The 12,933-nt window shown below is 67.0% G+C and carries 12 protein-coding genes; 3 read left to right on the plus strand and 9 right to left on the minus strand.

Annotation, left to right across the window (positions count from 1 at the left end; translation table 11 throughout):
- Positions 1–365 (minus strand): transposase (locus tag IU459_RS00005; protein ID WP_195127350.1); only part of this gene is annotated, 365 nt, incomplete at its 3' end.
- 260 nt (positions 366–625) lie between these two features.
- Here IU459_RS00005 and IU459_RS00010 point away from each other — a divergent pair.
- Positions 626–1,096, plus strand: coding sequence for an NUDIX hydrolase (locus tag IU459_RS00010; RefSeq protein WP_195127351.1), 471 nt, complete (start codon positions 626–628; stop codon positions 1,094–1,096).
- 50 nt (positions 1,097–1,146) lie between these two features.
- On the opposite strand, the gene IU459_RS00015 is transcribed toward IU459_RS00010, so the two are convergent.
- Together IU459_RS00015 and IU459_RS00020 are read right to left on the minus strand one after the other, a co-directional pair.
- Entirely contained in the window at positions 1,147–1,908 is a 762-nt protein-coding gene (locus tag IU459_RS00015; RefSeq protein WP_195127352.1) for a lysophospholipid acyltransferase family protein, read from the minus strand.
- A gap of 11 nt (positions 1,909–1,919) precedes the next feature.
- Complete coding sequence (locus IU459_RS00020; RefSeq protein WP_195127353.1) at positions 1,920–2,669, minus strand: lysophospholipid acyltransferase family protein; 750 nt, start codon at positions 2,667–2,669, stop codon at positions 1,920–1,922.
- Positions 2,670–3,015: 346 nt separating this feature from the next.
- Between IU459_RS00020 and IU459_RS00025 the strand changes: the two genes are divergently transcribed.
- The gene (locus IU459_RS00025) at positions 3,016–3,852 is read left to right on the plus strand and encodes a hypothetical protein (protein WP_228837153.1); all 837 of its coding nucleotides are present in this window, start codon (positions 3,016–3,018) and stop codon (positions 3,850–3,852) included.
- Positions 3,853–3,893: 41 nt separating this feature from the next.
- Positions 3,894–5,432, plus strand: a complete 1,539-nt coding sequence (locus IU459_RS00030; RefSeq protein WP_195127354.1) for a Rieske 2Fe-2S domain-containing protein — start codon at positions 3,894–3,896, stop codon at positions 5,430–5,432.
- A gap of 58 nt (positions 5,433–5,490) precedes the next feature.
- Here the strand turns inward: IU459_RS00030 and IU459_RS00035 are convergent, their stop codons facing one another.
- The 6 genes from IU459_RS00035 to serS form a co-directional block, all read right to left on the minus strand.
- Positions 5,491–5,832: a BP74-related protein gene (locus IU459_RS00035; protein WP_195127355.1), complete on the minus strand. Its 342-nt coding sequence runs from the start codon at positions 5,830–5,832 to the stop codon at positions 5,491–5,493.
- A gap of 159 nt (positions 5,833–5,991) precedes the next feature.
- The gene (locus tag IU459_RS00040; protein WP_195127356.1) at positions 5,992–7,023 is read right to left on the minus strand and encodes a peroxiredoxin family protein; all 1,032 of its coding nucleotides are present in this window, start codon (positions 7,021–7,023) and stop codon (positions 5,992–5,994) included.
- Positions 7,024–7,077: 54 nt separating this feature from the next.
- Positions 7,078–8,034, minus strand: coding sequence for a DMT family transporter (locus IU459_RS00045; protein ID WP_195127357.1), 957 nt, complete (start codon positions 8,032–8,034; stop codon positions 7,078–7,080).
- Between the two features lie 86 nt (positions 8,035–8,120).
- Positions 8,121–9,473, minus strand: coding sequence for an MFS transporter (locus tag IU459_RS00050; RefSeq protein WP_324198679.1), 1,353 nt, complete (start codon positions 9,471–9,473; stop codon positions 8,121–8,123).
- 178 nt (positions 9,474–9,651) lie between these two features.
- Positions 9,652–11,445 (minus strand): putative bifunctional diguanylate cyclase/phosphodiesterase, encoded by a 1,794-nt coding sequence (locus IU459_RS00055; protein WP_195127757.1) that lies wholly within the window; start codon positions 11,443–11,445, stop codon positions 9,652–9,654.
- A gap of 169 nt (positions 11,446–11,614) precedes the next feature.
- A complete protein-coding gene (gene serS / locus IU459_RS00060; RefSeq protein ID WP_195127358.1) occupies positions 11,615–12,877 on the minus strand; it encodes a serine--tRNA ligase in 1,263 nt (420 codons plus the stop codon).
- Between the last annotated feature and the right edge of the window lie 56 nt (positions 12,878–12,933).

Here is a 12,933-nt window from a genome sequence, read left to right on the forward strand (position 1 = left end):
TTCTCCATGCGGCGGGTGGAGACCCCGAGCAGGTAGCAGGTCGCCACCACACTGGTGAGTGCGCGTTCGGCGCGTTTGCGGCGCTCGAGCAGCCAATCCGGGAAGTAACTGCCCGAGCGCAGTTTAGGGATCGCGACGTCGATCGTGCCGACACGAGTGTCGAAGTCGCGGTGGCGGTAGCCATTTCGTGAGTTCACCCGCTCGTCGGAGCGTTCGCCGTAGCCGGCGCCGCACACAGTGTCGGCTTCGGCGCCCATCAGGGCCTGGATGAACGTGGACATCATGTTGCGCAGCAGATCCGGGCTCGCTACGGCGAGTTGGTCCGACAGCAACTTGGACGGGTCGATAGGCTGGACAGAGGTCATCGCGTGAAGCTTTCTTCCTTCAGTGACTTGGTAGGTCTGTTGAAGGATCACGCGGTGACCACCTCTACTCGGCTACGACACGCCGATCATCGAACCGGCCGGTCCGATTCCTACACCACTCTGCCGGACGCAACCGGCAGACAGCGCCCACTCGACCCGGCTCGACCGGCGCATTGCCGAAATCGAAGCGATGCTCGCCTGATCTGCTTGATGCGGCGAGTACAACGGACCGTAATCCCGTACCGGATCAGGGGGCCTGAATGAGCCATCGACGTGACTACGAGAACGACCCGAACGGACCGCAGCCGAATAGCCTGGTACCGGCGGCATCCGTGGTGGTAGTGAACGAGGCCGGTCAAATCTTGTTACAACGCAGAACCGATAACGGCATGTGGGCATTACCGGGCGGCAAGATGGAATTGGGCGAATCACTGGCTGATTGCGGCATCCGGGAAACCAAAGAAGAGACCGGTATAGACATCCACATCACCGGTATCATCGGTACTTATACGAATCCCCGCCATGTCTTCGCATACGACGACGGGGAGGTCAGACAAGAATTCTCGATCTGCCTCCTCGGAAAGCCGATCGGCGGAAAGCTCAGCGTCTCAGACGAGTCTCATGAGGTTGCATGGTTCAGCCCGGCCGAGATCGACTCGCTGCCGATGGTCGACAGCATCCGGCGCCGCGTAAACGATTGGCGTTCGGGAAGTTATCCGGTAATCAGATAGGCCGAGACTTCCACTCGCCCAGAAGCTGGTAGCCAAAACCGACCGGCCAGCTAGGCCTGGTGTGGCGTACGACCGGCGGCCTTGGCTCGGCGCCTGGCCATTTCCTCCCGTTCCAGGACGGCGGCCTCGGCGAGAGTCGGTGCGGTGCCGCCGAGTCGCAGGGGCACCCAGCGGGCTCTCTCGGGCATCGGGTAGTTCCGCTGGGCATTTTCCAGTAGTTCGTTCATGCGGGTGCGCATGGTGGCGGTGAGTGCGTCCGCCGGTTCGGCGGGCGGGATCGGGGCGCCGATGCGGATGTGGATCGGAAAGTTGTGGCGGCCCAGTTGTTTCGGGATGTCCTTGGTCCAGACGCGCTGTGCGCCCCAGATGATCAGGGGAATGATCGGCACATCGGCTTCGATGGACATGCGGGCCGCGCCGGACTTGAATTCCTTCAGCTCGAAACTGCGGCTGATCGTCGCTTCGGGGTAGACCACGACCAGTTCGCCATCGCGCAGTGCCGTCACCGCACGGGCATACGACGCCGCGCCCGCGGTGCGATCCACGCCGATCGCCTTGCAGTGCTTCATGAGGAAACCGATGATGCCGTGTTCCAGTTCGGCCTTCATCATGAATCGGACGTTGCGGCCGGACTTGCGCCCGACCAGCCCGACTTCCATGAAATCCAGATAGGCCGTGTGGTTGACGGCGAGCACCCCGCCGCCGGACCGGGGAATGTGCTCTTGGCCTTCGATGTCGATGCGCAGTCCCTGCGCCAGGAAGATGGTGCGGGCCAGGCCGGTGAGAATGTCGTAAACCGGTTCCCGCGCCATCGCAACTCCCGTTACTGCTCCGCCGCGTTCTTGCGGGCGGCCTTCTCCTTCGCCTCGGCGGCGTCCATCGCGTCCGCCTCTTCCAGGGTAGGAGCGCTGCCGCCGAGCCGGGCGGGCACCCAGTACGCGCCGGGCTCGTGCACATAATCCTTCTGCAGGTCGAGCAGCATCTCCTGCATGGTCGAGCGCAGCTTGGCGGTGAGTTCGGCGGCGGGCTCGAACGGCTGGATCGGTTCGCCGACCGCGATCGAGATGGGCGTGTTGGTGCGGCCGAGCCGTTTGGGGAATCCCTTGGTCCACACCCGCTGTGCACCCCAGATGACAATCGGGATGATCGGCACCTCGGCCTCGATGGCCATGCGCGCCGCGCCCGATTTGAATTCCTTGATTTCGAAGCTACGGCTGATGGTCGCCTCGGGGTACACGCCGACCAGCTCACCGCGGCGCAGATACTCCACCGCGGCCTGGTACGACTCGGCGCCCGCCGAACGATCCACCGGAATGTGCTTGAGCACCCGCATGATCGGGCCGGAGATCTTGTCGTCGAAGACCTCCTTCTTGGCCATGAACCGAACGTAGCGCTTCGGGGTACGCACCGGCAGACCCGCGTAGGTGAAGTCCATGTATCCGGTGTGGTTCACCGCCAGCACGGCGCCACCCCGCGCCGGGATATGTTCATCGCCCTTGACGGTGAACTTCAGACCTTCGAGGAAGAAGACGGTACGGGCCAGCCCGATGATCGTCCGATAGACGGGTTCCACAAGTCCGCTAGCGTAGTCGCTGACCGTCCCCTCCGGCAGTGCGCCGCCATCACGTGCCGCACCGGGTCGAGGACGCCTGAGCAGCCCCAACCGCACGCCCTTAGAGAAGAGGATCGTCGAAGTGGAACGCGCCCGACCGGAACCGCGTGAATACGACCACAGCTCAGCACGCGATCGGATCCGGGCATCAGCGAACGTGGGCCAACCGACGTCCACAGCCGCACACCCGATGCGGTGCCAGAGGGCCCGACAGGGCGAAGAAGCGCTAACCGGTCGGAAATCTACGCCTCTGGGGCAACCGACGCGCACCCCTACGCGCTCGGCTCGGCGTCGGGAAGCACGGCCTATGCGTGCAGCAATGATCGGCCTGGTCCTGATCGGCGCGGGTGCCCTAACCGGCTGCGACTCCGTTGCCGGTATCCCGGACGAGAGTGCCGCACCGGCAGCGGTGCGCACGACGCCACCCGCCGCCGTCCCGGCGACGACACCTCCGACCACCGCATCGCTGCCGCCGGTCCCCGCCGACGCCCCACCGGTGGGCACGGTTGCCGGGCTCCCCGCCGCCTCCAGCGCGGTCCAGCGCTGGGCGGCCGACCTGCGCTCGCACAGCATCGCCGAGATGCAGGAGAAGTGCTGGACCATCGCGCCCAAGAATGTGGCCGACATGTACGACGACCAGCAGTCCATCCTGGCCGCCCTGGCCCAGCCGGGGACGGCGACCACGGACACCGTCGTCTGGCAGAGCAAAACCACCACGGTCGCCGTCGACCGCGCCGAGGTCCAGACCGGCTACGCCTGTCCGCGCGTCGCCGCGGCGGGCGCGGATATCGCGTACAACGACGCCGACGCCAGGCACACCGTGCGCCGCTACCTGTCCCGCTTCGTCGGATCTCCGCTCGACCCGGCCGACAAGGAGGGCACCTACCCGCTGGTCTGCAAGGCGTCAGCCAGCTGGGACCCCGCTGCCACCGGACGCGCGATCCCGGCCCCGCTGGCCGGCAACCCGGGCATGCTGACCGGGACCACCCAGTTCGCCGACCAGCAGATCCGCTCGGAGCAGTTGAACACCGACTACATTGCGGTGCAGGTCCCCGTGACGAACTCCGCGGGTGTGACGCAGACCCGTACCTTCACCCTGCGATCCGGGCCGGACGGCTACTGCATCGGCGACGTCTCGCCGTAACTACTACCCTGGTTGGCTGGTAACAGCAGGAGGAGCAGCTAGTGCAGATCACCAGCGTCGGACACGCCGGATTCCACATCCGCACCGCGGCCGGGTCGATCCTTTGCGACCCCTGGGTGAACCCCGCGTACTTCGGTTCGTGGTTCCCGTTCCCGGACAACACCCAGCTGGATTGGGATGAGCTGGGCGCATGCGACTTCCTGTACGTCTCGCATCTGCACCGCGACCACTTCGACGCGAAGACGCTGGCCCAGCACGTCGACAAGGACGCGACCGTGCTGCTGCCGGACTACCCGGTGCCGGACCTGCGGCGGGAACTGGAGCACCTGGGCTTCCACAAGTTCTTCGAGACCGAGGACTCGGTCAAGCACACGGTGACCGGCCCGGGTGGCGACCTGGACATCATGATCATCGCGCTGCGCGCGCCCGCCGACGGCCCGATCGGCGACTCCGGACTGGTCGTCTCCGACGGCGAGACCACCTGCTTCAACATGAACGACGCCCGCCCGGTCGACATGGACGTACTGCACGACGCGTTCGGTCATGTCGACATCCACCTGCTGCAGTACTCGGGCGCGATCTGGTACCCGATGGTCTACGACATCCCGGCCCGCACCAAGTCGAACTTCGGCAAGCAGAAGCGTCAGCGCGGCATGGACCGCGCCCGCAGCTACATCGAACAGGTCGGCGCGACGTGGGTGGTGCCGTCGGCGGGTCCGCCGGTGTTCCTGGACGACGAACTGCGCTACCTCAACGACGACCGCGGTGACGAGGGCAACATCTTCCCGGACCAGAAGGTGTTCCTGGAGCAGATGGAGATCCACGGCAACGCGGGCGGGATCCTGATGATCCCTGGCTCGGTCGCCGACGTGCGCGGCGCCGAGCTGACGCTGACCCATCCGAGCGACCCGGCTGAGATCTACGACAACAAGACCGTGTACATCGAGCGGATGGCGCAGCGCCTCGCGCCGGTGCTGGAAGCCGAGAAGGCAACCTGGGCCACCGGCGAGGGCGCGCTGCTGGAACCGCTGCAGAAGCTGTTCGAGCCGATCATGGCGCAGAGCGATCTGATATGCGACGGCATCGGTTACCCGGTCGGTCTGGTGATCGGCGAGGAAACCGTGGTGCTGGACTTCCCCAAGCGCACGGTGCGCGGACCCATCGAGGGCGAGGGCCGCTACCGCTACGGCTTCCGCATCGCGCCGGAACTGGTGCGCACGGTGCTGCGCGACCAGGAGCCGGACTGGGTGAACACCATCTTCCTGTCCACCCGCTTCCAGGCCTGGCGTATCGGCGGGTACAACGAGTTCCTCTACACCTTCTTCAAGTGCCTCACCGACGAGCGGATCGCCTATGCCGACGGCTGGTTCGCCGAGGCGCACGACGATTCCGCTTCCACCGAACTCGGCGGCTGGGAAGTGCAGCGCCGCTGTCCCCACCTGAAGGCGGACCTGTCGAAGTTCGGCGTGGTGGACGGCAACACGCTCACGTGCAACCTGCACGGGTGGCAATGGGATCTGGAGTCCGGGCGCTGCAAGACGTCCAAGGGCCACGAACTCCGCACGCGCAAGCTGGGCTGAGCCCCCGACTTCCGGCCGACGGTTTCCACGTCGGCCGGAAGCGTTTGCCGACCGGGAGCTACGGGATTATCTCGCGGGTGAGTCTCGACGACCACGGGCACCACATACAGCCCGGCAGGAATGCGCCGCACGCCTCGTCCAAATGGTCCTGGACGTACATGATGCTGGCGTCGCACACCTCGATCGCCTGGGTGAAGAACGAAATGGTTTCCGGATCCAGGTGGAAATTCCAGCCCGGGTTGTAGGGCATTGGTGTCTTCATGATCCGCCCCATGACGTGCACAGACATCTTCTCCTCACCCGAGAGGATGCGACGGGCCTCGGCGATCCGCTGCTCATCGACCAGCTGGATGATGAATTCCTTCTCTGAGGCGTCAGTGAATGCGAAGAACGCGGTCATGTCTTCCCCTCTTGTCGATGGGTCCGATGAATGGCGAACTCGCACCGGTGCCACTCGATCCTATCCGCGCCCGACCACCTATTAGCTGTAAATTTGCTAAGAGCGCGGTGCTGATTACTCGGTCGGTCCGGGCGGCGGAAGAGAGGTAGGCCCCGAAATTCAGCGGCGGGTCCCGGCCAGGATCCCGTTGTACGCGGAGGTCGGCCTGCGGCGTGCGGTTTTCACCGTGCTGATCAGCTCCCGGATCGCGATACCGCCCCTTGCCACCGGCGCGGACACCCGTCCGTCGGGGTCGATCAGCACAGCAGACGGGGTACCGCGCACCCGGTAGCGCAATGCCGTTTCGTTGCCTTGCTGCACGAGCGATGGAATCTCGCCCAGCCCGTTTTCGATACCCCACGCGGCTTGCTCTGCCGCGTCACCGTTACCGACCGCCACGATCGCCAGGGCGTCACCGATTCGCGCGTGCCAGCGGGGCAGTTCTCTGGCCAGCGCCGCACACAGCTCACAGCCCGGATGTACGAAAACAAGCAGGACCGACCGGCCTCCGGCCAGCAGAGCCTCGAGCGTGGTCTTCGATCCCAGGAGGTCGAGCAGTTCGAACTCCGGCGCCACCGCACCGACCGGTAGACCCTCGGCGCCCAACGTGGACAGCGCCTGTTCATCCACCCGGCGGCGCAGCGTACGCAGCTGTCCGGTCAACCACACCAGCACCCCCACCAGCACGGCGACCACCGCACAGCCGATCGCGTCGTCGGCGGGCAGACCCATCGGCACGTGCGGATGCGTTAGAGCGCCAACACCGACAGCCGCGGCGAGCACGGCGAGAGCACCGTTGCGCACCAAGGTTTTCGGGCCGATCGGCGCTGAGCTCGCAGCGCCGAAGCACGAGCAGGAAGGCCGCTCGCCGCGCCGCAGCAAGCGCGCGATCACCGCCGTGAACACGCCGAGCAGCAGCAGCGCCGCCACCGCGGCCACACCGGAGACCCACGGAAGCAACACCGCGACCGCGAGCATCGCTTCGACGATCGGCAGCCCCCATGCCACGGCGGACACCCGGCGCAGCGGCACTCCGAAATCGCCCACAGCCTGCCTTGTCGCACTCCGATCCGCCAGCTTCCCCCACGCCGACAACCCGAATACGACAAACAGCGCAAGCCGCGAAACCCACACCCCGTATTCGATGAGCATGAGCGCACCATCCCACACTCATGCGCTTCGAACATGAATGACTCGGCGGGCTTTTCAGGACCGAGATCGAGTGGCGACGCCGACGGCGACGAGAGTCAGCACGCAACCGGCGACCGCGGTCGCCGACAGGCCCGCGGTTGTCGGGGTGAACAGGTCGAGGGCCAGCGCGAAGAGCAGTTGGCCCGCCACCGAGGTGAGGCCGAGCAGCAGCACACCGATCCAGCGGACGGTCAGGGCCGCCAGAGCGATGAACGCCACGCCGATGAACCCGCCGAGATAGAGCCACGGCTCGGTGGGGAATCCGGCCGGGCCACCGGAGGTCACGATCACCGCGGCCGCGAGGACCAGCAGCGCGAACAGGCCGACGCAGAAATTGACCAGCGCCGCCGAGATGGGACCGCCGACCGCGCCGACCTTGCCGTTCACCGCCTGCTGCCAGGCCAGGCCGATCCCGGCCAGGGCGGGGAGCACGATCAGCAGCGCGGTCGGCGCATCTCGCAGCGCTTCCGGCACAGAGAGACCACCTGTCGCGGCGCGGCCGTGACCGAATCCGGCGACCAGCACCGCGAGCACGCCGAGTGCCGCACCGGCCAGACGCACCGCGGTGACCGGCGTGCGCCCGCTCGGGCCGAGACCGAGACGGTCGACGATCAGGCTGCTGAGCAGCTGACCCGCGACGGCGGCCACGGTGAACGCGGTGACCCCGATGGCGGCGACAGTGAGGCCCTGGCACGCGACGAAGAACGCGCCACACAGGCCGCCGAGCAGCTGCCACGGCCGCAGCGCACCGGCTGTCAACGCCCGCCGCACCTGCCGCACGCCCTCGCGCAGCCGCCCGCTCACCGCGAAGGCCAAGGCCAGCACGAGGAGCCCCGTGCCGAAACTGATGGTGGCAGCGGCGATCCCATCGTGCAGGCGCGCGCCCAGCGCACCATTGATCCGCCCCTGCACCGCGACACCGGCGCCGATCCCGAACCCGAAGACCAGCCCCAGCCTCACCTGCACGGTCATAGCCCGCACGCTACCGGGCCGAGATCAACCGCGAGTGGCACCTGAATGCGGCAAAACGCGAGAGCGGATCTGGCGTGCTGTGCCACTCACCGGCGACGCGGGAGCCAGCGCGGCGTCAGGGCGGCTATGGCGAGCATGGCGACGCCGAGCATCGCCAGGAGGGTGGACATCGAGTACCAGATGGTCACGACGGCGGCGAAGCCGAAGACCGCGAGCGCGACCACCTCGCTCAGCAGGCCGGACACCGAAGTTACCGTGGCACGGGCGGGGCCCTCGATGGCGTCCTGGAGGCGGGCGCCTGCGACGACCACCGCGTTGTGCACGATGCCGTAGGAGATGCCGATCGCCGTGAATCCGAGAATCGCCAACGGATGCATCACATCGGTGCGCCGTGCGGCGAGCCCCGCGACGAGCGCGCCGCCGAGGAACAGGACACCGGCGATACCCATCACGATCCCCATCGTCCGGCCCGACATGCCTTCGGTCCGCCCGCCCAGCACGGAACCGATGAGCGAACCGAGCACGGTGAGACCGACCAACAGCGGCACCACCACGGTGGAGATGCCCACCTGCTGCGCGAGCAGGGCGAAATACTCGTCGAACGCGGTGATCCCGTACAGCAACGCCTCCAGCAGCACGGCATAGCGCACCGCCCGTACCCGGACGGCTTCCCCGATACCGGCTTTCAGCATGCCGAGGTACCGAGCGAACGGCCGCGGCTGTTCGACCACGCCCTTCGGCAAGGCATCTCGCAGGTCCGCGATCGACACCGTATCGACACCAAGAGCTGAGCGACCTGGATCTGTGTGTGGCACTGGCGTATGGGCGGCACCGGATGGCGCCGCGCCGTCGTCACCGGACGACTCCGGTACAGCGTCTTCCAGGTCGTCGACGTCCACCGCGGACACCGCCTTCGGCGCGGTGGGCAGCGACAGCGCGAGCACCGTGTGCAGGGCGGCGACCGCGACGCTGGACCAGCCGACCAGCGCGTAACCGCCGTACAGATAGAGCGGGGTCGCCGCGACGATGGCGACGACGACAGCCGCTTCCGCACCCGCGCGGGTGTAACCGAGGATGCGCGGATAGGCCGCGGATTCGCCGCGGGCGGCGAGGTCGTCGTAGAGCAACGCCTCGAATGTGCCGGAGGCCAAGGCACCCGACGTACCCCACAGCACGAATCCGGCGGTGAAGCCCAGGAACGAGGGCGCCACGGTCCACATAGCGAAACCCGCGGTCAGCAACACACCGCTCAGCACCAGCAGACCGCGCCGCGAGACCGTGTCGGCCCACGCTCCAGAGGGCACCTCGAGCAGGAACGACGTCGCCGACCAGACCGCGAACAGCAGCGAGATCTGTCCCGTACTCATCCCGTGGTCGGCGAACAGCAGGGCATACAGCGCGTAGAGCGGAATCAGTTCACCGATGCTCTTGAAGAGCACGGCACGAACAGTCAGCGAGCGCAGGCTGAGATTGTGCGCGCTACCCGTCGAAGGGGTGCGCGCCGATTCGGCGAATCAATAGGCGTAGATGAGCAAACGCATGCTGTCAGCATGCTCACGGTCGCCATGCGGCGTCAAGGGAATTAACCGAAGCTCAGCGGGGGCCTCGTCACAACGGTCAGTGCAGCGGCACCCAGCCGTTTGCGTGCACCGAGTCTCCGTCGCCCAGTTCCCGATCCGTGGTACCGATACCCACTCGGCCATGATTCTCGTTGAGGTCGCTGATCAGTTCGGACACCGGATGCGAGTCGCTGTAGTGGTAGCCCTGCGCGAGCGCGAAGCCCAGTTCGGTCAGCACCGCGGCCTGGTACTCGGTCTCCACACCCTCGGCGATCACCTGGAGATCCAGTGCGCTGGACAGGGCGGCGATCACGCCGAGCAGCGGCGGCGCCGGTGAGTCCGAGCGGATCGCGGCGACGAAAGACTGGTCGACTTTGAGAATGTCGCTCGGCAAAGTGGCCAGCCTGCTGAGCGAGGAGTACCCGGTGCCGAAATCGTCGATGGCGATGCGCACGCCCCGCTCGCGCAGGGTGTGCAGATTCGTGATCGCGGTCTGCGATTCGGCCGCCAGCTCGCTCTCGGTCACCTCGAGCACGAGCTGATCGGCGGGCCACCCGGTACTGGCGAGAATGCCGGCCACCCGGTCGGCATAACCGACCTCGGCCAGCTCGAGTCCGCTGACGTTCACGTTCAAGGTCAAGTCGAGCTGGGCGAAGGTCTCCTGGAGCCGCGCGGCGTCCGCGCAGGCCCGGCGCAGCACCAGCTCGTCCAGGTCGGAGATGAGGTCGTATTCCTCGGCGACCCGGATCAGGCCCTCGGTCGTGACGTCCGGTTGCGCGCTGGACGACCAGCGCAGCAGCGCCTCCACGCCGACGGCCTTGCCGCCACCCTCGGTCAGGCTGACGATCGGCTGGTAGTGCACGTCGAGCGCGCCGCGATCGATCGCCTCGCGCAGCTCCACCGCCAGCGGCAACTGCCGCGAGGACTCCAGCACCGTCCGGTTGCGCCCGGCCTGCTTGGCCCGGTACAGACCGACGTCGGCGCGGCTGACCAGCAGCGAGCCCGATTCCCCCGGCTGCCAGGAGGTCACACCCGCCGAACAGCCGGTGGTCACCGCCGCGCGCAGCTGTTCGGTGAGCAGGATCGCCGCCTGCTCCGTGGTGTTCGGCAGCAGTAACGCGAACGCGTCCCCGCCGTAACGGGCCAGACGCTGATCGGGGGCGAGCAGTTTCGACCAGGTGTCGGCCACCCGCTGCAGGACGGCGTCGCCCGCCCGGTGACCCAGATGGTCGTTGATCTTGCGGAAGCGGTCCAGATCGACCAGGACCAGAGCCAGGCCCTGCCCGGAGCGGGTGGCCTGCTCGATCGCGGTGTTGAGCGCGCGATCGAAGCCGCGACGGTTGAGCAGGCCGGTGAGCACATCGATGTCGGCCTCGGACGCCATCCTGGTCAGGATACCGACGACGACGCCGACACCGAAGGTCACACCGGCTGGGATCAAGCCCGACCACCACGGCAGTCCCGGAGTCACCGGCCGGGCGGGCAGCACCCAGAGGCACAGCGCCAACGCGAACGCGATGTGGGCCGCAGCCTGCGACCAAGCGAAGAACAGTGCTGCGTCGCATGCGACGAACACGTAGAACGACGCCAGGCTGATCGCGCCGACCGTGTTCGGGAACGAGTGCACCGCGATGGTCACCAGCACCGTGGCGATCGCGACGTAGACGTGGTGGATCGAATGCGGCAGTCTCGGCCCCCACGCGAGCAGCGTGAGACCGAGCGCCAGCGCTACCGCCGCCGCCCCGCCGACCAGAGGCCGATTACCCTCCTCACCAGGGGCGATCGCGGTGATGAGCAGGCCGAGAACGCCGCCCATGACGTAGAACGCCCCGGTGGTCCGAGCCATGACCATAGCTGTCGCCAGCGCAGATGCGGCCCGCACCCGAGTCCGGGTATCGCCGCGAGACCCGATTCCTCGCACGAGGAATAGCCTAAACATAAGGAATCCCGCCGGTTGCCACATCCCGGGAATCCGGCACGGCGAACCGGTAGCTATTCACCTGTCCGTCATTCGTTCGTCGTCAGTTCGGCGGCCGGAGGACCTCGGCGCCGACGAACGGCACCAGCGCCGACGGAACCCGGACCGACCCGTCGGCCTGCTGATGGTTCTCCAGTATCGCAACAATCCAGCGGGTGGTGGCCAGCGTGCCGTTCAAAGTGGCGGCGATCTGCGGCTTTCCGTTCTCGTCGCGATAGCGCACGGCGAGCCTGCGCGCCTGGTAGGTAGTGCAGTTCGAGGTCGAGGTGAGTTCCCGATAGGTCTGCTGGGTGGGTACCCACGCCTCGCAGTCGAACTTGCGCGCGGCCGAGCTGCCCAGATCGCCCGCCGCGACGTCGATCACGCGGTAGGGCACCTCGATGGCCGCGAGCATCTCCTGCTCCCAGCCGAGCAGCCGCTGATGTTCGGCGTCGGCCTGGTCCGGCGTGGTGAAGACGAACATCTCCACCTTGTCGAACTGGTGCACCCTGATGATGCCGCGAGTGTCCTTGCCGTAGCTGCCCGCCTCCCTGCGGAAACACGACGACCAGCCGACATACCGCTTGGGACCGTCGCTCATATCGAGGATCTCGTCGGAGTGGTAGCCCGCCAGCGGCACCTCCGACGTGCCGACGAGGTAGAGATCGTCGTCGGCGAGATGGTAGACCTCGGCCGCGTGCTGCCCGAGGAACCCGGTGCCCGCCATGATCTCCGGACGCACCAGCACCGGCGGGATCATCATGGTGAAGCCGTTGGCCACCGCCCGCTGCGCGGCCAATTGCAGCAGACCCAGTTGCAGCAGCGCACCATATCCGGTGAGGAAGTAGAACCGGGCGCCCGATACCTTCGCGCCGCGCTCGGTGTCGATCAGGCCGAGCGACTCGCCCAGCTCCAGGTGGTCTTTCGGCTGGAAGTCGAATTCTCGTGGCGTGCCGATGGTCTGCAGCACGACGTAATCGTCCTCGCCGCCGGCGGGAGCGCCCTCCTGCACGACGTTCGAGATGGCGCGGTGCGCCGCGTCCAGGTCGGCGTCGGCGGCGTTCTGCGCGGCCTCCGCCTCCTTGACCTTGACCGACATCTCGCCCGCCTGCGCGAGCAGCGCGGAACGCTCCTCTTTGCTCGCCTTTCCGATCAGCTTGCCCATCGCCTTGTGCTCGGCACGCAGGTTGTCCGCGGTGGCCACCGCGGCACGCCGCGCCGCGTCCGCCTCGAGCAGCGCGTCGACGAGGGCGGGGTCTTCGCCGCGGGCGCGCTGCGAGGCGCGGACCGCGTCGGGGTTGTCCCGCAGGAATCGGAGGTCGATCATGGGCCACCAGCCTAGTGGTCGGCGGATTGCCGTTTCACGCCGATATCCCAGGATGC

This window comes from Nocardia amamiensis (assembly GCF_015477605.1).
Classification (GTDB): Bacteria; Actinomycetota; Actinomycetes; order Mycobacteriales; family Mycobacteriaceae; genus Nocardia; species Nocardia amamiensis_A.